15 protein-coding genes are annotated in these 19,113 nt (G+C 53.9%); 7 read left to right on the top strand and 8 right to left on the bottom strand.

Annotated elements, in window-relative coordinates:
- Nucleotides 1–97: 97 nt before the first annotated feature.
- The gene (gene zipA / locus EDC54_RS00185) at nt 98–1,066 is read right to left on the bottom strand and encodes a cell division protein ZipA (protein WP_196238421.1); all 969 of its coding nucleotides are present in this window, start codon (nt 1,064–1,066) and stop codon (nt 98–100) included.
- A 224-nt stretch (nt 1,067–1,290) separates the two neighbouring features.
- Between zipA and cysZ the strand changes: the two genes are divergently transcribed.
- From cysZ to crr, 5 genes are all read left to right on the top strand, one after another.
- Nucleotides 1,291–2,094: a sulfate transporter CysZ gene (cysZ, locus tag EDC54_RS00180; protein ID WP_132452108.1), complete on the top strand. Its 804-nt coding sequence runs from the start codon at nt 1,291–1,293 to the stop codon at nt 2,092–2,094.
- Nucleotides 2,095–2,255: 161 nt separating this feature from the next.
- Nucleotides 2,256–3,224, top strand: coding sequence for a cysteine synthase A (gene cysK, locus EDC54_RS00175; protein WP_132452106.1), 969 nt, complete (start codon nt 2,256–2,258; stop codon nt 3,222–3,224).
- 433 nt (nt 3,225–3,657) lie between these two features.
- Nucleotides 3,658–3,915 (top strand): phosphocarrier protein Hpr, encoded by a 258-nt coding sequence (ptsH, locus tag EDC54_RS00165; protein ID WP_009114311.1) that lies wholly within the window; start codon nt 3,658–3,660, stop codon nt 3,913–3,915.
- A 45-nt stretch (nt 3,916–3,960) separates the two neighbouring features.
- Complete coding sequence (ptsI, locus tag EDC54_RS00160) at nt 3,961–5,688, top strand: phosphoenolpyruvate-protein phosphotransferase PtsI (RefSeq protein WP_132452104.1); 1,728 nt, start codon at nt 3,961–3,963, stop codon at nt 5,686–5,688.
- Between the two features lie 148 nt (nt 5,689–5,836).
- The gene (gene crr, locus EDC54_RS00155) at nt 5,837–6,346 is read left to right on the top strand and encodes a PTS glucose transporter subunit IIA (protein ID WP_010301392.1); all 510 of its coding nucleotides are present in this window, start codon (nt 5,837–5,839) and stop codon (nt 6,344–6,346) included.
- A gap of 67 nt (nt 6,347–6,413) precedes the next feature.
- Here crr and EDC54_RS00150 read toward each other — a convergent pair whose 3' ends face one another.
- Both EDC54_RS00150 and EDC54_RS00145 read right to left on the bottom strand, forming a co-directional pair.
- Nucleotides 6,414–7,781 carry an ATP-binding protein gene (locus EDC54_RS00150; RefSeq protein ID WP_132452102.1) on the bottom strand — a complete coding sequence of 456 codons (1,368 nt, stop codon included), beginning with the start codon at nt 7,779–7,781 and terminating at the stop codon, nt 6,414–6,416.
- Nucleotides 7,781–8,461, bottom strand: coding sequence for a response regulator transcription factor (locus EDC54_RS00145; protein WP_132452100.1), 681 nt, complete (start codon nt 8,459–8,461; stop codon nt 7,781–7,783). The genes EDC54_RS00150 and EDC54_RS00145 overlap by 1 nt, the downstream gene beginning before the upstream one ends.
- Before the next feature lie 245 nt (nt 8,462–8,706).
- On the opposite strand from EDC54_RS00145, the gene EDC54_RS00140 reads away from it, so the two are divergent.
- Nucleotides 8,707–9,900 (top strand): efflux RND transporter periplasmic adaptor subunit, encoded by a 1,194-nt coding sequence (locus EDC54_RS00140; RefSeq protein ID WP_132452098.1) that lies wholly within the window; start codon nt 8,707–8,709, stop codon nt 9,898–9,900.
- Between the two features lie 3 nt (nt 9,901–9,903).
- Nucleotides 9,904–11,856 carry a MacB family efflux pump subunit gene (locus EDC54_RS00135; protein WP_132452096.1) on the top strand — a complete coding sequence of 651 codons (1,953 nt, stop codon included), beginning with the start codon at nt 9,904–9,906 and terminating at the stop codon, nt 11,854–11,856.
- Between the two features lie 38 nt (nt 11,857–11,894).
- Here EDC54_RS00135 and cysM read toward each other — a convergent pair whose 3' ends face one another.
- From cysM to EDC54_RS00110, 5 genes are all read right to left on the bottom strand, one after another.
- The gene (gene cysM, locus EDC54_RS00130) at nt 11,895–12,776 is read right to left on the bottom strand and encodes a cysteine synthase CysM (protein ID WP_132452094.1); all 882 of its coding nucleotides are present in this window, start codon (nt 12,774–12,776) and stop codon (nt 11,895–11,897) included.
- 31 nt (nt 12,777–12,807) lie between these two features.
- Complete coding sequence (locus EDC54_RS00125) at nt 12,808–13,707, bottom strand: Dyp-type peroxidase (protein ID WP_132452092.1); 900 nt, start codon at nt 13,705–13,707, stop codon at nt 12,808–12,810.
- 164 nt (nt 13,708–13,871) lie between these two features.
- Complete coding sequence (locus tag EDC54_RS00120; protein ID WP_132452090.1) at nt 13,872–14,459, bottom strand: RpoE-regulated lipoprotein; 588 nt, start codon at nt 14,457–14,459, stop codon at nt 13,872–13,874.
- 187 nt (nt 14,460–14,646) lie between these two features.
- A complete protein-coding gene (locus EDC54_RS00115; RefSeq protein ID WP_132452088.1) occupies nt 14,647–16,320 on the bottom strand; it encodes an ABC transporter ATP-binding protein/permease in 1,674 nt (557 codons plus the stop codon).
- Entirely contained in the window at nt 16,317–19,091 is a 2,775-nt protein-coding gene (locus EDC54_RS00110; protein WP_132452086.1) for a M16 family metallopeptidase, read from the bottom strand. Before EDC54_RS00110 ends, EDC54_RS00115 begins: the two co-directional genes overlap by 4 nt.
- Nucleotides 19,092–19,113 lie beyond the last annotated feature (22 nt).

Below are 19,113 nucleotides of genomic sequence, written 5' to 3'. Positions count from 1 at the left end.
CCGGTCAAATCGCAGAATAAAAAAAGCCTCCATGAACGGAGGCTTCTCTTTCACTCACTGCATTCGCCTACGGGATGCGTTCGCACACTGTGTGCTATCAGGCGTTTGCTTTCAGCACATCGCGAATGCGGGCCTTGTAGGACTCAACCTTCTGCGGCGTCATCATCCGGCGCTCGTCGTCCTGCACCACGCCGCCAACGTCGTCCGCGATACGCTGGGCAGACTGTAACATCAGTTTAAAATTCTGGCTGGCGTCGCCATAAGAGGGCACCATCATGAAGATAGAGACGCCGGGCGTCGAGAATTCCGACATTTCATCCACATTAAACGAACCCGGTTTAACCATATTCGCCAAACTGAACAACACCGGCCCGGTACCGGCAGGGTTAACATGACGATGGAAGATATTCATCTCACCATACTGGAATCCCGCCTGCAGCACGCTTTGCAACAACAGCTCGCCGCCGATCACGCCGCCCTGATGTGCCACCACATGCAGTACCAAAACCGCTTCTTTCGCCGCTTCGGATTCAGCAGGCTCAGGCGCTTTCTGCGCCGGCGCAGGTGAACGCTCCTGCTGCTGATGCACGGCGGGCGGCTCCGCGGGCGGAACATCATAAGCAAACCCATCGCGTGGCGCGGCAATGTCCGGTTCAGGAATATTTTCCCCGTCAGGGACAACGACTTGCGGTTCGACGTCACCACGAACCTGAGAGCGCGAAGAATCGACCGGCGTCGCTTCATCCAACAGGGGATCGTAAGAAGAGATCGGCGACATCGACTCAAAGGGCGACTGCGCCTCTTGCCGATCGTCCTCTTGGGGAGAGTAACGGCCAAATGACGGTTCATTCTGCGGCGAACGCGTACCTTGCACGCGAACCTCACCAACGCCTTCATCAAGCTCTTCGAGCGGCGTCTCATCGCGCACTTTTTTGACACGTTTAACCGGGCGGTCACGAAAAAGGGACGAGCGCTCTTTACGGCTGGTCCACAGGCCGTGCAGTAATAGCGCTATTATAGCGATCGCGCCAACAACGATTAATATCAGACGCAAGTCCTGCATCATTGCAATCCCAATTGTTCCAACAATACATTGCCACCACGGCAAATACTTATACCTCTAACTCTATTTGCCTGCGTACACAAGTGCAAGCCTACACGGTGCTTTATGACAATAAAGATAGATACAACGCACTTTTTTGCTGTTTTTTCATTCAAATGCAGGCTGGTCAGCTTAAGATCATCCCGATATGATGCCCTAACAAACACATCATCAGGTTCATCGACACTATGTCTTCGTCTTCCGAAAAATCGCCTTACGGCCATAACGTAAACCAGACTCGTAGCGGCATACACTATTTTCTTGCCGGGTGGCGTTTGATTTCGCTGCCGGGTATTCGACGTTTTGTCATTCTCCCTTTGCTGATGAACATTGTGCTGATGGGCAGCGCTTTCTGGTGGCTCTTTACCCGGTTAGGCGACTGGATCCCTCAGTTGATGAGCCATATTCCGAACTGGCTGCAATGGCTGAGCTACCTGATTTGGCCACTTGCCGTGTTCTCCATCTTACTGGTGTTCGGCTATCTATTCAGCACCATCGCCAACTTTATCGCCGCCCCCTTTAACGGCCTATTAGCCGAACAGTTGGAAGCCCGGTTAACCGGGGAAACGCAGCCTGACGGCGGTCTACTCGGCATCGCCAAAGATGTTCCACGCATCATGAAGCGCGAAGTGCAAAAGCTGGCCTACTATCTGCCCCGCGCCGTCGTGTTATTAATTCTCTATTTCATTCCCGGCATCGGGCAAACTGTTGCGCCGGTTTTATGGTTCCTGTTCAGCGCATGGATGTTGGCCATTCAATACTGCGATTACCCGTTCGATAACCATAAAGTGAGTTTTTCGGCCATGCGTCAGGCGTTGCGACGCCATAAAGTCACTAACATGCAGTTCGGGGCGCTGGTCAGCCTGTTTACGCTGGTGCCTTTTCTTAATCTGGTTATCATGCCTATCGCCGTCTGCGGCGCAACACAGCTGTGGGTGGACCGCTACCGCCACCTATCAACGACATTACCGAAAAACACACCGCCGTCATAAGCAAAAAGGAAGGCCGTTAAGTCATCACCATGACTTACTATTGTAATGAAAAGATATTTCTTAAGAACATAACGATATAGCAATTCTTTACTTCACTGAAAAATATGAACGAGTATTCTCTTTACGTTCGCAAAAATTTCATACAGTTATAAGGACAGGCTATGAGCAAGATCTACGAAGACAATTCTTTCACAATCGGCCATACGCCGCTGGTTCGTCTGAACCGTATCGGCAACGGACGCATTCTGGCCAAGGTGGAATCCCGCAACCCCAGCTTCAGCGTTAAATGCCGTATCGGTTCTAACCTTATTTGGGATGCAGAAAAACGCGGCGTGCTGAAGCCGGGCATTGAGCTGGTTGAGCCCACCAGTGGAAATACAGGCATCGCTCTGGCTTACGTTGCCGCCGCTCGCGGTTACAAACTCACGCTCACCATGCCGGAAACCATGAGCATAGAGCGTCGTAAACTGCTCAAAGCGCTGGGCGCCAAACTGGTTCTGACCGAAGGCGCGAAAGGCATGAAAGGCGCTATCGCCAAAGCAGAAGAAATTGTCGCCAGCGATCCGAGCCGCTATCTGCTATTGCAGCAGTTCAGCAACCCGGCAAACCCGGAAATTCACGAAAAAACGACCGGCCCTGAAATCTGGGAAGATACCGATGGTCAGGTTGACGTCTTTATCTCCGGTGTCGGTACCGGTGGCACACTCACGGGCGTTAGCCGCTACATCAAAAACACCAAAGGAAAAGCGATTACAACGGTTGCCGTGGAACCGACCGACTCGCCGGTCATTAGCCAGGCGCTGGCAGGTGAAGAGCTGAAACCGGGTCCGCACAAAATTCAGGGTATCGGCGCAGGCTTTATCCCTGGCAACCTGGATCTGGCGCTGATTGACCGCGTAGAAAAAATCACCAACGAAGAAGCGATCGGCACGGCACGCCGTCTGATGGAAGAAGAAGGCATTCTGGCCGGTATTTCATCTGGCGCCGCCGTTGCCGCAGCACTGAACTTGCTGAAAGAAAAAGAGTTTGACGATAAAACGATCGTCGTCATTTTACCGTCTTCCGGCGAGCGCTACCTCAGTACCGCACTGTTTGCCGACCTGTTCACCGAGCAGGAGCTGCAACAGTAACCTACCTCGTCGTCATTGCATAAAAAGCGACCAGATTGTCAAAAAAAGCACCTATTCAGGTGCTTTTTTGTGGCATGGTTCAAACTTTCCACCACCTACACATTGCTTTTCTGCATCAGGTTTAGTATTTAACCGAACAATTATTTTGATGCGTGAAATTAATCTTCAACAGACATCGCGCCTCATCACATTGTTTGTCCTCTTCGCACGATAGCCCACATCGCCGTTTTGCGAGCGGGGTTAGAATAATTGAGGCAGAATCTGCGGTGTTTGATGATATTTTATTCAGGAAAACTTTTTATCGTTTCCTTGTCGCATCGTGGCCCGCCCCTGTAACATACATCAGGAGCTAACCAAACAGGCTAAAGTTCAGGGAATCAACTAAACTTTAGCTCCACAACATTAATCTATTCCATAAGTTGGGGAAAACAGAATGTTCCAGCAAGAAGTGACTATTACCGCACCGAATGGCCTGCACACTCGTCCCGCTGCTCAGTTCGTCAAAGAAGCTAAAGGCTTCGCCTCTGAAATCACCGTGACATCCAACGGCAAAAGCGCCAGCGCCAAGAGCCTGTTCAAATTACAAACGCTCGGTTTAACGCAAGGCACCGTGGTGACTATCGCCGCGGAAGGCGAAGACGAACAAAAAGCGGTTGAACATCTGGTTAAGCTGATGGCCGAACTCGAGTAACAACGAGCTTTTTTAGTCAACATCAGAATCGAGTAAGGTAGGGTTATGATTTCAGGCATATTAGTATCACCGGGTATTGCTTTTGGTAAGGCGCTGTTACTGAAAGAAGATGACATCATCATCAACCGGAAAAAAATCTCTGCGGATCAGGTAGATCAAGAAGTTGAACGTTTTCTGACTGGCCGTTCCAAAGCATCTGCGCAGTTGGAAGCCATCAAGAAGAAAGCGGGTGAAACGCTGGGCGCAGAGAAAGAAGCCATCTTCGAAGGCCACATCATGTTGCTGGAAGATGAAGAATTCGAGCAGGAAATCATAGCCCTGATTAAAGAGGAATACGCGTCTGCCGACGCCGCGGCGTTTTCCGTCATCGAAAATCAGGCTAAAGCGCTAGAAGAGCTTGATGATGAATACTTGAAAGAACGCGCCGCAGACATGCGCGATATTGGGAAGCGTTTGCTGAAAAACATTCTCAATATGCCTATCGTCGATTTGGGCGATATTCAGGATGAAGTCATTCTGGTTGCCAGCGATCTGACGCCGTCTGAAACCGCGCAGTTGAACCTGGATAAAGTGCTGGGCTTCATCACCGACCTCGGCGGCCGGACGTCTCACACTTCCATTATGGCCCGTTCGCTGGAGCTTCCGGCAATCGTCGGCACAACGGATGTGACCCGTCAGGTCAAGAACGGCGACTATCTGATTCTGGATGCCGTCAATAACGAGATCTATCTGAATCCCACCGCAGAAAAAATTGAAGAATTAAAAGCCCTCCAGCAGCAATACCAGGCAGAAAAATATGAGCTGGCCAAGCTGAAGGATTTACCGGCGGTCACGCTGGACGGCCATCAGGTTGAAGTCTGCGCCAACATCGGTACCGTGCGTGATGTCGCCAGCGCCGAGCGTAACGGTGCGGAAGGCGTCGGCCTGTATCGTACCGAATTCCTCTTCATGGATCGTGATTCGCTGCCGACGGAAGAAGAACAGTTTCAGGCGTATAAAGCCGTTGCTGAAGCGCTCGGCGATCAGGCTGTTATCGTTCGGACAATGGATATCGGCGGAGATAAAGACCTGCCTTACATGAACCTGCCGAAAGAAGAGAACCCGTTCCTGGGCTGGCGTGCCATCCGTATCTGTCTGGACCGTAAAGAAATTCTGCATGCCCAGTTGCGCGCGATTCTGCGTGCATCCAGCTTTGGCAAGCTGCGTATCATGTTCCCGATGATCATCTCCGTGGAAGAAGTTCGCGAACTGAAAGCCGAACTGGAGCTGCTGAAAACGCAGTTGAGAGAAGAAGGGAAACCCTTCGATGAAAGCATTGAAGTCGGCGTTATGGTTGAAACGCCGGCGGCGGCGGCCATTGCGCCGCATCTGGCCAAAGAAGTCGACTTCTTTAGTATTGGGACAAATGACTTAACCCAGTATACTCTGGCAGTTGATCGTGGTAATGAGCTGATTTCTCATCTCTATAACCCGATGTCCCCCGCCGTCCTTAACCTGATTAAGCAGGTGATTGACGCGTCCCACGCCGAAGGCAAGTGGACAGGGATGTGTGGTGAGCTCGCCGGTGACGAACGTGCTACACTACTGTTATTGGGAATGGGTCTGGACGAATTCAGCATGAGCGCGATCTCTATCCCGAGCATCAAGAAAATCATCCGTAATGCGAATTACGAAGATGCGAAGGCGCTGGCGGAGCAAGCATTAACCCAACCGACAGCACAAGAGTTAAGCGATCTGGTGAGCCGTTTCATTGAAGAAAAAACGCTCTGCTGATTCTGCGTTACCTCATCGTTCTCAAGGTGGCGGCAATCAGCGCCCTCGACGGGTGATAAGCACGTTCGGGGGCAACATCAATTAATGCCGCAACAACTTGAAAGATTAGGGTATATGCTGGCCCAATATTAATGCTTAGGAGAGAATCATGGGTTTGTTCGATAAATTGAAATCTCTGGTTTCTGATGACAAAAAAGACACAGGCAGCATTGAAATCATTGCCCCGCTGTCCGGTGAAATCGTCAATATTGAAGATGTGCCTGATGTCGTATTTGCAGAAAAGATCGTCGGTGACGGCATTGCCATCAAACCAACTGGAAACAAAATCGTCGCACCGGTAGACGGCACCATTGGTAAGATTTTTGAAACCAACCATGCGTTTTCCATCGAGTCTGACAGCGGTATCGAGCTGTTTGTGCACTTTGGTATTGATACCGTTGAACTGAAAGGCGAAGGCTTTAAACGTATCGCCGAAGAAGGCCAACGCGTGAAGAAAGGCGATCTCATTATTGAATTTGATCTCGCCTTACTGGAAGAAAAAGCAAAATCGACGCTGACCCCTGTGGTTATTTCCAACATGGACGAAATTAAGGAACTGACCAAGCTGAGTGGTACGGTTGTCGTCGGTGAAACGCCGGTTATCCGTATCAAGAAGTAAACTGCCACGCTACGGGTGGTTCACTACGTTTGCACGAACACGGCACCGGGAAGGTGCCGTGTTCGTTTCAGGCTTTCCAACGCGGCACGCACAAACGAATAATTAATCCGCACGTCTCTCCATTTTCCGCCTCAATACGTCCACCGTGCGCCAGCACGACCTTGCGGGCAATCGCCAGTCCTAAACCATAGCCCTTGCCAGACAGCGGCGAATCAATACGAATAAAGGGATCGAAGATACTGGAGAGCCGGCTTTGATCGACCCCCGGCCCTTGATCCTCAACCTGAATCATCCATTCCTGCTCATGCCGAATTAACGACACCTGAACCCGCTGCGCGGGGGCGGAAAAGCGCAGCGCGTTGCGCATCACATTATCGACCGCCCTGCGCATCAGTTCCGCGTTGCCTTTGATCGTGTAGTCTTCATCTTCATCCGCCGCTAACAGGATCTCAACGTCGGTCACCTGCGCTTCATAGCGCGCATCGTTTACCACTGCCGTTACCAGCCCCAGTAAATCGAAATAGGCTTCCTCTATGCTGGCATTCTCCGTGCGCGATAGCGTCAGCAGCTCGCCGATCATCTTATCCATCAGCGCCGCCTCACGCTCTATGCGTTGCAAGGAGCTTTCGATATTGCCAGCGTTCTGCCTTGCCAGCCCGATGGCAAGCTGCAACCGCGCCAGAGGGGAGCGCAGCTCATGCGAAACATCATGGAGGAGCTGCTCGCGCGTGCTGGCTAGCCTGTGCAGGCGTTCAACCATGGAATCAAAATCACGTGCCACCTCGCTGATTTCATCATGCCGCTTACGCATCACGGGCAACAGCCGCACGCTCAGATCCCCTTGGGCAACCAGATCAAAGCCAGCGCGCAACTGATTGAGCGGGCGCGCCAGACTCCATGCCAGCACCGAGCTAAACAACAGGCCGCCAAGCCCTGCAATCACGGCGAACGGCGCAGGCACATTGAGAAACTCAACCGGGCGCGGTGGACGGAATTCGCTGCGCAGCAGCTCGGCGTCATAACGTATCTGATACCACTTTCCGCCAGGGCCATTGACCTGTTTGATCACCAGCGCGGTCTGCTGCTCGCCGTGATTATTCAGTGCAAAATCATCGTCGAGCATGGCGCTCTGCGGCGCGGAGAGCAGCGACCGTTCTGACTGTGGTAACGCTGACTCCGTCACGGAAATATATTGTCGCTCTTTATACGGCAGCAGCAACATCACATCGTGTAATTCGTCTAACCCGCCATGCTGTAACGCCATCGCCACCATTTTCGTTTGCACCGCGGCAATACGCAAAACGACGTTTTCTTCCAGCGGTTTAAGGCGTTCACCATACATGGAAAACGCCAGCCACAGCAGTTGGGACATCGCGAGGGATGTCAGCCAGAACCCCAGCAATATCTTCCAGAACAGTCTGCCTCGAATCATCATTAGCGGATCCGATACCCTACGCTGCGCACGGTTTCAATCGTCAACGTATTCCCCGTTAATGCGCTGAGTTTCTGACGAATATTGCTGATGTGAACATCCACGCTGCGATCATAAGCTTCGCGGCTACGGCCTAAACATTTTTCAGACAGCTCATCTTTTGACACCACTCGCTCCGGGAAACGCAACAGCAGCTCCAGCAAATTAAACTCAGACGCCGTGAGATCAAACGGCTGCCCACGCCATTCGCTGATGCGCGTTGCCGGATTGAGAACCAGATCGCCGCAGGCCGCCACGCTGTCATCCCGCGCGGTACTTGGCTGGTCGTCATAGCGGCGTAGCACAGCCCGCAGCCTCGCCACCAGCTCGCGCGGGTAACAGGGTTTGGGCATATAGTCATCCGCGCCCATTTCCAGACCGATCACCCTGTCGATGTTGTCGCCTCTCGCTGTCAGCATAATGATAGGTAACTGGTGGTTTTTTCTTATTTGACGCAGCACGTCAATCCCGCTCATATCCGGCAGCATCACATCCAAAATCACCGCGGTATAATCTTCCGACATCACGCGTTCGACACCTTCTTTGCCCGTCAGCACCCGGGATGTCGAAAATCCTTCCGCATTCAGATATTCGCAGAGCATATCGCCCAGCTCCACATCATCATCAACCAGCAAAATATTCATATCCTGTCCTCTTTAAATCGGATATACCCCAGAGAATTCGAGTGCGGGAAGAAAACCCACATAGCGCTTGAAGTATGAAAGAGATAGCCGATACATTTTCAGGCCTGATGTGAGTATTCGCAGCTAAATTTACTGAATCCTTACCATTCCCTTCACGAAAGATTACCTTTACCCTTGCATACTCAGCGTAAATTACCCATCGGGGTCATTGACCTCCGCGCAGTTATTAAGGACGACTCACACTCATGCAATCACGATTTTTGACACGACGGCGTGCCGCGATAATTCTTGTCCTCATCGCGGCTGGGGTGCTTATTCATCTGTCTTTCTCCCGGTCATCGCCTGCGTCAAACTATATCACCGCCACGGCAGAAATTGCGGATCTCGAAGAAACGGTACTCGCTGACGGAAAAATTGAAGCGCAGAAACAGGTCAGTGTCGGCGCGCAGGCCACAGGCCAAATCAAAGCCCTGCACGTGAAGCTCGGCGATAAAGTCAAGAAAGGGCAGTTGATCGCCGAGATTGACGATCTGACTCAGCAGGATACGCTGAGGGATGGCGAAGCGGCGCTAAAAAATATTCAGGCACAGCGTGCGGCCAAGCTGGCGGAATTACGGAATAATGAATTAAGCTGGCAACGCCAGAAAATGCTGATGAAGCGCGGCCTTGGCGCACAAGCGGACTACGACAGCGCGAAAGCGACGCTTGATGCCACCAGAGCCAACATCGACGCGCTGGATGCCCAAATCGTGCAGGCGCAGATCACCGTCAACACCGCCAAAGTTAACCTGGGCTACACCCAAATTCGCTCACCGATGGATGGCACCGTCGTGGCGATTCCTGTTGAAGCCGGCCAAACGGTCAATGCGATCCAGACTACGCCCACCATTGCCAAAGTCGCCAATCTGGAAACCATGACGATCAAAGCGCAAATATCAGAAGCCGATGTCGTCAAGGTGAAAACCGGCATGCCGGTCTGGTTCAGTATTCTGGGCGAACCCGGCAAACGTTATGAAGCCACCTTGAGTTCCATTGAACCCGCTCCGGACGCCATCAACGATGACGCCGTCTCCTCTTCCGGTATGAGCAGTTCAGGCTCATCATCCAATAGTGCGGTTTATTACAACGGTCAGTTTGAGGTAAAAAACCCTGACGGTATCTTACGTATCTCAATGACAGCACAGGTGCATATCCTGCTCTCTTCGGTGAAAAATGCCCTCGTCGTTCCCGCCACTGCGTTAACCATGCGCGATGGGAAGTGGCATATACAGGTCGTCAGCGCGAACCAGAAGGTTGAATCCCGTGCGGTGACGCTTGGCCTCAATGACAACGTCCGCACCGAAATCCGCTCCGGGCTGAGCGTAGGCGAACGGGTTGTTATCGGCCAATCGTCCGGTGATGGCGCGTCCATGCCGCCCGAACCGGCGAAAGGAAGGTAATCCATGTCGATCCCCTTGCTTAAACTGACTGATATTACGCGCCATTTTTCCAACGGAGAGCAGGAAGTCACTATCCTCAAAAACATCAACCTGACCATTAATCAGGGAGAAATGGTGGCGATTGTCGGTGCGTCAGGATCGGGTAAATCCACGCTGATGAATATTCTCGGCTGTCTGGATAAGCCATCAGGCGGTGATTATCAGGTTGAGGGACGTGCCGTCAGCGGGCTGGATAGCGACCAGTTAGCCGAACTGCGCCGCGAACATTTCGGCTTTATTTTTCAGCGCTACCACCTGCTCGGCGACCTGAGCGCCTTGGGCAATGTTGAAGTCCCGGCAATTTATGCCGGGAAGCGCCGTATGGATCGCCGTCGGCGGGCGGCAGAGCTGTTAACCAGGCTTGGTCTGGAAAATCGGCTTCACTACCGTCCCAGTCAGCTTTCCGGCGGCCAGCAACAGCGCGTCAGTATCGCCCGTGCGCTGATGAACGGTGGCGGCATCATTCTGGCCGATGAGCCTACCGGCGCGCTGGATACCCACAGCGGCAATGAAGTCCTGAGCATCCTGCGCGACCTTCATAAGCAAGGCAATACGATCGTCATCGTCACCCATGATATGACCATCGCCGAACACGCCGAGCGTATCATCGAACTGCGCGATGGCGAGGTGATTGCCGATCGGCAAACGCGGCCTGCTGAGGCTGGCGTCCCGGCCATTGTCCCCCCGGCGTCGCCGACAACATCGGCGCTGAATCAGTTTAAAGATCGCTTTATTGATGCCTTCAAGATGGCGCTGCTGGCGATGAACGCCCAGCGGATGCGAACGTTCCTGACCATGCTCGGCATCATTATCGGCATCGCGTCCGTCGTCTCCGTCGTGGCGCTGGGAAAAGGCTCGCAGGAACGGGTACTGGCCGATATCAATTCGATGGGCACCAGTACGTTGGAAATATTCCCCGGCTCGGACTTCGGCGACATGGACGCCAGCGCGATCCAGACGCTGCGCGCCAGCGATATTCGCCCCTTGTCGCAACAGCCATACGTACACAGCGTGACGCCGACCATCTCCACCAGCGCGACGATGCGCTACGGGAATATCGCGGTAACGGCCAGCGTCTCAGGGGTTGGCGAACAGTTTTTTACCGTGCGCGGCTACACGCTGCTACGCGGCATCCTGTTCCCCCGCAGCAGCGTGGATAACCTGACACAGGACGCCGTCATCGATAAAAACACTTACAACAGACTCTTTCCCCACGGTGAAGACCCCATTGGACAAGTGATTTTTCTGGCGTCGCTGCCGGTTCGCGTGATTGGCGTCGTCAGCAAGAATCAGGGAGGCTTCGGCAGCGATGAGAGTCTGAACGTCTGGGTGCCCTACACCACATTGATGACACGTCTGGTCGGGCAGTCCTATCTGGCCAGCATCACGGTGCGGATCAAAGACAATGTTGAGATGGACACCGCTGAACAAGATATCACTCGCCTACTGACGCAGCGGCACGGTACGAAAGATTTCTTTATCTTCAATACCGACAGCGTCCGACAAATGATCGAGAAAACCACCACGACCCTGACGCTCCTCGTCTCCATGATCGCCCTGATTTCACTGCTGGTCGGCGGCATTGGCGTGATGAACATCATGCTGGTTTCGGTGACGGAGCGTACCCGGGAAATCGGCGTTCGTATGGCGGTCGGCGCGCGCACCAGCGATATCATGCAGCAGTTTCTTATCGAAGCCGTGCTGGTTTGCCTGCTCGGTGGTCTGCTGGGCGTAGGGCTGTCGTTGGGGATCGGCGTACTGTTCGCGCAGTTCAATAGCAATTTCGCGATGGTCTATTCCAGCACGTCGATTATCACCGCGTTCCTGTGTTCCAGCCTGATCGGTATTCTCTTCGGCTTCTTCCCCGCTCGTCGTGCAGCGCGGATGGAGCCGATTCACGCGCTGGAGCGAGAATAACCCCTGATGCCTTATCGCGGCGGATAAGGCATCAGCCCTTAATCAAATACCCCAGTGGACAGATAACGGTCGCCGCGATCGCAGGCAATCGCCACAATCATGCTGCCGGGGTTGTCCGCCGCAATCCGCAGCGCCCCCGCCACCGCACCGCCCGAACTGACGCCACAGAAAATGCCTTCCAGCCGCGCCAACTGTCGCAGCCTATGCTCCGCATCTTCCTGCGTCACATCCAGAATTCGGTCGACCAGATCGGCGCGGAAAATGCCCGGCATATAGCCCGGCGACCAGCGCCGGATACCGGGAATGTGGCTCCCGTCAGCCGGCTGTAGCCCTACCGTACAGATTGCGGAACCCTGCTGCTTCAGATAGCGGCTAACGCCGGAAATCGTTCCTGTCGTGCCCATACTGGAGACGAAATGCGTCAGCTTGCCCGTCGTCTGCCGCCAAATTTCCGGACCGGTCGTCAGGAAATGCGCCAGCGCATTGTCCGGGTTATTAAACTGGTCGAGCGTTTTGCCCTCCCCCGACAGCACCATCTGACGCACCCAATCACGCGCGCCTTCCATCCCCATTTCGGGATTGACCAAAACCAGCTCCGCGCCGTAGGCGCGCATCGCGGACTGCCGCTCGCGACTCATGTTTTCCGGCATCAGCAAACGCAGCCGATAGCCTTTTACGGCGGCAATCATCGCCAAGGCAATACCGGTATTGCCACTGGTTGCTTCAATCAGTTGGTCGCCAGGCGCAATCTCGCCGCGGCGCTCCGCCTGCTGGATCATAAACAACACGGCCCGATCTTTTACCGAACCCGCCGGGTTATTCCCTTCCAGCTTCAGCCAGATTTCACTTCCCGTCTCTTGCGTCAGACGTTGCAGCTTTACCAGCGGCGTCTGTCCGATATGATGTTCAAGCGTTGTCAAAAGCCATCCCCGTAGAAGTGAACCCTCACCATCATAATGACAGCAGGCGTTCCAGAGAAGGGGCGAAGAAGTAGCTGCCGCTGACGGCACGCGTTAAGCGCAGCATGTCGTCGCGTTTGCCGTCGCGATCGCCGAACATGCTCAGCAACTGCTGCTCAATATTATGCAGACGCGCGCAGTAAGCGATGAAGTAAAGCCCGTTCTTCCCGCTTGCCGTGCCATAAGGCAGGCTCTGGCGCAGGATTTTCAGTCCTTTCCCCTCTTCTTTTAAATCCACGCGACTGAGGTGTGACGTCAGCGGGCGCTCATCGGGTGACAGCTCTTCATTGTCCTGCTTGGTGCGGCCAATCATCTGTTCCTGCTGTTCCACGCTAAAACGTTGCAGCTGTTTCAGGTTGTGCTCCCAGCGTTGGGTAAAGACGTAACTGCCGCCGGCATCCGGCTGGCCTTCAGGAATAATCGCCACGGCGTAACGGTCGTCGCCCTGCGGGTTTTCCGTGCCGTCGACAAAACCGCTCAAATCGCGATCGTCTACCCAGCGGAAGCCGTGCGTTTCTTCTTCGACGCGAATCGCGCTACCAAACGCGTTCAGCGCCGCCTGTGCCAGAGAAAAATTAACATCATGGCGCAGAGACTGGATATGGATCAGCAGATCGCGCTGCGTTGCCGGTGCAAGCCCTTTCCCCAGCGGCGTAAACGGCTTCAGCGCTTGCGCGCCGTGCTGACTGTCCAAATCGCGCCAGACATCGTTGCCGAACGCCAGTACCGCACCCAGACCAGCATCAGGATACTGCTGCTGTAGCACGTCCAGAGCCTGACAAAATTTTTTGCATCCCTGCCGGATAGCGTCAAACTCCCCCTGAACCATCGCCTCCATAAAAATGGCAAAACGGCGGTGTTCCAATAAAATACCGCTCTGAATTGGTGTCATTTCTGCTTCCTCAAGCGTCAGTTTTTCTTTGTTGTTATGACTTACTACCGTGGTTGTCACGTCTTGCTGCCATGGCCGCTGTCTGCGGCGCCCCCGAAAAATATCAGGCGGCACCGTTATAGCATACCGGAAGCCGCCTGATTTTTACTTTGCGTGAAAACAAATTAGTTTCGTGGCTGCGCGTGCCACACAATTTTACTGACTTTCCAATTTTTCAAAATATCGTCGGATGGCATCAGGCCCTCCGGCCCACGCCATTCGCCAGAATAGATGTAGCTGACGTGCCTGCTCTGCGGCGCGACGCATTCGACGCTTTGTGCATCATCGCCTTGTCCCAACTGACAGGACTCGAACGCTTTGCGGTAAGTGTCGCTGAACGCGTCGCCGATTTTCACGCCCCATACGCTGGCAATCTCAGAATCCATCACCTCGACTTTACGCACGCTACCTTTCGGCTCGCCGCTGACGATCATCTTGACGTTTTTTCCATCCAGCGCCTGATAAAACGCGACCAGTTGGCCGTTGGCGGTTTCCATGCCACTGCGCAGTGAGTAATTCCCCTCCAGCGCGTGCTGTAACGCCCCTTCAGACAGCGGCGTTCCCGTATTAATGCCGCCGACGCCTGCATCACTAACCTGTAACGGACTGCCGAACCAGTTAAACGGCGACAGGCTGGACCAGGAGAAATGAGAAAGCGTGCCGCATCCAGTCAGCAGCAACGTAAAACCCAACAACAGCGGGCGAAAATTCATGGTATGTCCTCTCCTCAAAATTGAACGGCTTCCCTCGTCAGCCAGCGCAGCAAGAGCAAAATTCGAGTCTGTGATTAACGAAAAGTGCCGTAAAAGACGGGATACCCCAGAAAAGATTATAGGGATGATGAGGCCAGAAACCTACCGAAACCGCTGGCCCCCGAAAGTCGGAAGGCCAGCGGTGCCATCAACCGCGCGACGAGGCGAACGCCGTTAAGTCATAGCGATGCGGGAACAGGTCGTCCAACTCCGTCTGGTGCGTAATCGCTACCACAGTACACGTGGGCAAGGCGTGTTTCACCAGCGCCAGCAACTGTCTGGCGGAATCGAGGTCCAGATTGCTGGTCGCTTCATCCAGATAGAGCGTATCGGGTTTGGCAATCAGCGCGCGGGCAAAAGCGATACGCTGCCGCTCACCGCCGGAAAATACCCGATCCCAGTTAAGCTGCTCATCCAAACGATCGCGCCACGCCCCCAGCCCGACGCTATCCAACGTTTGCCTCAGCATCTCGCTGTCCGCCAGCGCCGGATGCGGATAACAGAGGATCTCCGCCAGCGTCCCCTGCCCCAGATAGCTTTGCTGCGGTAACAGCAGGCTGCGTCCTTCAGGCGACTGCCAACTCCCCTCGTAATAGGGCCATAAGCCGTTTAAGGTACGCAACAGCGTGGATTTCCCCAACCCGCTGCGACCGGACAGCTTGCTCCAACTCCCTGCTTCACAGCTCAGATCCACGTTTTGCAACAGCGGAACACTCTGCGGCGTGGTCAGGGAGATCTGCTCAACCCGCAACGCCGGGCCTACTGGCGCGTCGACCTGATTGGACTGATGGCGCTGAATTTCCTGCTTGAACTGGCTGAGACGCGCCATACTGGCGGATAAAATCACCAGCTCTTTATATTTATGGATAAACCAGCTCAGCGCGCCGTGAACCTGACCAAACGCCCCGCGGATTTGCATTAACCCGCCCAGCGTCACCGTCTTACTCAGGAAAACGGGCAAAGCGGCAAAAATCGGCACGATCAGGCTCACGCGCATATAGCCCGTGGTGAAAAAGCCCAGATTACGTTCGGCATTCATAAAACGTCGCCAGTTTGACACGATGGAGGAGAAATGGCGTTGGAGATGACTTTTCTCTTGCGCCTCACCGCCATAGAGCGCGATTTGCTCGGCATTATCATGTTTACGCAACAATGCGGCACGAAAATCCGCCTCTGCTTTTTGCTTCTCATAGTTGATATCGTGCAGGCGCTTTCCGACCACATGCGTGATCAGGCTACCCATCAGCGTATACAGAATCGCAACCCAGACCAGATAGCCCTTAACCACCCACTCTTCGCCAAACAGGGTGAAGCGCTGAACGCCTGACAGCCCCCACAGAATAACGATGAAAGAAAACAGTCGTGCCGTGACAATCAAAAACTCCACCGACAGGCTAATGGCTTTGTCGACGAACAGGTGGATATCTTCGGCAATACGCTGGTCGGGGTTATCAATCTTGCTCGCGACCGACATCCGGTAAAACGCCCGCTTCGCCAACCAGCTATCCACCAGCTCTGCGGTTAATGCACTGCGCCAGCGGATAATCAGCAGTTTGGTAAACCACTCCTGATACACGACGACCCCGATATAAATCAGGATGTAAATGCCGTAGTCCTTCATCAGCGAAACCAGCAGATTGCTGTCGAACTCGCCTAACGCATCATAAAACGATTTACTCCATTCGTTTATCAACACGTTGAGATAGACGATCGTTCCCCCCATCGAGATGGTCACAAGCAACAGAAGCCATGCCTGCCAGCTTCGTTTACCGCCCCAAAAGGGGCGGCAAAGATCGACAAACTGTGTCGCCATCTTTGTCATTCTTTCCCCTCCTGCGGCAAGGTGATGTAGAGCACCCGGTTTTCCGGGTTATACAGTTTTGCGGCCATCGCGCGCACGCCTTCCAGCGTGATGCTATCCGCCAGTCTGGATGCGCTGTTCAAATATCGCGGATCGTTATAGTGGCGATAGCTTAAAATCAGGCGGCGCTGTATCGTCGTGATATCACCCTGACGCTCTTTTTCCGCCCGGATAAACTGCGCTTTCTGCTCATCCACATCCTGCTGAGTCAGCTTTGACGGCAATTCAGCAAACTGTTGTTCCGCCAGTTTCCACAGCGCATGCGCCCGTTCCGGCGCACTGGTGAAGCTCACTTCCGTCTCAATTCGCTGCCTTTTGTCTTCCAGCACGCTATCGACACGCATGCGATAAATACCCAATGCATCATCACGCAGGCTCGCCTTGAGATATTGATTCGCAATATTGCGGGCAATACTCACCTGTACCGCCGCCTGTGGCGTCCACCTATACGACGTGAAACTCCAGGTATTGATAACGGCGCGCGGCTCGATATTGATCGCCGATATCGCCTCACGTTTGCCGGGTCGCGCCAGATACGAAGCGATCTCACTGACAGGCTGGCGCGGAATTGTCGCCAGATAGCGTTCAACCGGTGGCAAGAGCTGTGCCGCCGGCATATCCGCCACCAGATAGTAGGTAACAGGCGCGGAGGCTGCTTTATGCCACTGCATCAGCAATGCCGGTCCGGTAATTTGCTTCAACTGTGTGATGTCAGGCTGCCGCCAGGCGGGTTCATCGAAACGCAGTTTCGCGATTTCACCCGCCCGTTTTCCTGAAACAGATTGCTCGTCATTGGCTTTTTGTCGCACCAATTTCATCATGCTTTCTTTCATCACTTCAGGATCGATACCCGGCGCAACATTCAGTTCACGGTATAGTCCCAGTAGATTTGCCAGTTGTTTAATCGGGGCGTTCCCGCTCAGCGTCAGTTGATCCGCGTCCTGTTCGATACTCAACGACAGCGTTTTTTCCTTTTTCCAATGATTTAACGCTTCACCGCTCCACGTCGCGGGGCCGCTTTGATTGACGAGTTGACTCGCCAATTGCGCCTGCCACGGATTCATCGCGGTTGCCATAAACCCTGCCTGACTGACGGCGGTGAGATACACTTTTTTACCGGCTTCCGGCGCACGTAGCCACACGACGCGATCGCCATTACTCAACTGCCATTGCTCCACCTTCTGTGCGGCAAAGGTTTTGACCGCCGTGCGTTTTCCACTTTGCGTCACGACAGGAAGCGCAGGGATGACGGGCTCTTTTTCTACCTGTAGCGGCGCCAGCGGCGCTACCGCCCACTGCTTCTGCAATTGTTTAATCGCATCCGGTTTCGGCAGAGTGAAAGGCGTCGCGCCCGGCACGCTAAACTGCACTAACGTATCGGGAGAAGCTAACCAACGCTGCAAATGATGATTCACATCTTCTGCCGTGATGGTGTTCAGCGCTTCCAGGGCGTCTTTACCACGCTGCTGGCTGCCGACATAAAGACGGCCCTGCTGCCAGACGATGGTCAACTGCTGAACCCAGTCTGCAAACTCACGCATTTCGGGGGTGGTGCTCATACGCTGTGCGACTTCACGGATATCAGATTTGATCGCCGTAATGTCCTGTTCGTTTAGCGGGTAACGCTTTAGCCGCTCAATTTCTTTCAGTACGGCGGAAATGGCGGCGTCATAGCCGCCCGGCATCACATTGGCAAAAAAACCCAGCGCGGCCGTGGTCTTACCGATATCCGATTTACGCACCACCAGACTACCCACGTCCTGCGGCAGTTCCGCTTTCTGCCGACGAACCTGACGCGTGACCGCAGACATCGTGATTTGTGTCAGTAAGCGGTGACGCAAATCGGGTTGTCCGAATGTGTCTTTATCATTGAAACGATAGACAAAAGACACCTGACTGCTGCCACTTTGGCTATCCTGCAAACGCGCGACTTTGAGCTGCGGTTTCAGCAACGGTTCGTAGTAATCACGTGCTGGCACCGCGACAGTAGGCAGCGGTGCAAAGTAGCGTTGAATTTCGCGTTCCGCATCCGCTGGCGTGATATCCCCAATAATCATCAAGCGCATATTCGACGGGTGATACCAACGCTGATAGAAATCCTGTAGCACGCTGGCTGGCGTGTCGTTAATCGATTGTTCGGTGCCAATCGTCGGGCGGGAAGGATAACGGGAGTCATGGCGAATCGCCTGTACGCGCTGCTGGTTCATGCGCTCTGCTACGCCCAGCTTGCCGCGCCACTCTTCCAGAATGATTTTACGCTCGTCATCGAGATCGCGTTGCAACAGCCTGGCATGGCCCGTCATCTGGCTCAGCGCCCGTAACGTCGCTCCCAGCTCGCGATTCCCTTTCGGCGGGCTCATCATGTACATCGTACGTTCGTAATTGGTCACGGCGTTATAGTGCTGCCCGCGCGCCCATCCCTGCTTGTGCAGTTCCGTGCTCACACCCAGAGGAAACGCGTCGCTGGCGCGGAACACCATGTGCTCCACCATGTGCGCCACGCCGGATTCGTTATCTTTCTCATCAATGGAACCGACATCCACCATCAGGCGGATGTCAACCCGTGCCGCCTGCCCGGCCAGTGGCACAAGGGTATAACGCAGTCCATTCGCCAGCGTCCCTTCTTTAATCACCGGCAACGGACTTTTTATGTCACCAGCCTGACTCACAACGCTTCCCACTAGCAGACTGACCGCCGCTAACGACAACCAGCAATATTTCTTCCAGTTCATAACAACCTTTCGTTTTTCTTGT

This window comes from Samsonia erythrinae (genome assembly GCF_004342665.1).
In the GTDB taxonomy this organism is placed as follows: domain Bacteria; phylum Pseudomonadota; class Gammaproteobacteria; order Enterobacterales; family Enterobacteriaceae; genus Samsonia; species Samsonia erythrinae.
The sequence above is the reverse complement of the archived record's forward strand: the minus strand, read 5'-3'. Positions and strand labels throughout refer to the sequence as shown.

Bases quoted from the DNA above. Each gene is read 5' to 3' on its own strand.
- zipA (WP_196238421.1), bottom strand. From the start codon at position 1,066: ATGATGCAGGACTTGCGTCTGATATTAATCGTTGTTGGCGCGATCGCT.
- cysZ (WP_132452108.1), top strand. From the start codon at position 1,291: ATGTCTTCGTCTTCCGAAAAATCGCCTTACGGCCATAACGTAAACCAG.
- cysK (WP_132452106.1), top strand. From the start codon at position 2,256: ATGAGCAAGATCTACGAAGACAATTCTTTCACAATCGGCCATACGCCG.
- ptsH (WP_009114311.1), top strand. From the start codon at position 3,658: ATGTTCCAGCAAGAAGTGACTATTACCGCACCGAATGGCCTGCACACT.
- ptsI (WP_132452104.1), top strand. From the start codon at position 3,961: ATGATTTCAGGCATATTAGTATCACCGGGTATTGCTTTTGGTAAGGCG.
- crr (WP_010301392.1), top strand. From the start codon at position 5,837: ATGGGTTTGTTCGATAAATTGAAATCTCTGGTTTCTGATGACAAAAAA.
- EDC54_RS00150 (WP_132452102.1), bottom strand. From the start codon at position 7,781: ATGATGATTCGAGGCAGACTGTTCTGGAAGATATTGCTGGGGTTCTGG.
- EDC54_RS00145 (WP_132452100.1), bottom strand. From the start codon at position 8,461: ATGAATATTTTGCTGGTTGATGATGATGTGGAGCTGGGCGATATGCTC.
- EDC54_RS00140 (WP_132452098.1), top strand. From the start codon at position 8,707: ATGCAATCACGATTTTTGACACGACGGCGTGCCGCGATAATTCTTGTC.
- EDC54_RS00135 (WP_132452096.1), top strand. From the start codon at position 9,904: ATGTCGATCCCCTTGCTTAAACTGACTGATATTACGCGCCATTTTTCC.
- EDC54_RS00125 (WP_132452092.1), bottom strand. From the start codon at position 13,707: ATGACACCAATTCAGAGCGGTATTTTATTGGAACACCGCCGTTTTGCC.
- EDC54_RS00120 (WP_132452090.1), bottom strand. From the start codon at position 14,459: ATGAATTTTCGCCCGCTGTTGTTGGGTTTTACGTTGCTGCTGACTGGA.
- EDC54_RS00115 (WP_132452088.1), bottom strand. From the start codon at position 16,320: ATGACAAAGATGGCGACACAGTTTGTCGATCTTTGCCGCCCCTTTTGG.
- EDC54_RS00110 (WP_132452086.1), bottom strand. From the start codon at position 19,091: ATGAACTGGAAGAAATATTGCTGGTTGTCGTTAGCGGCGGTCAGTCTG.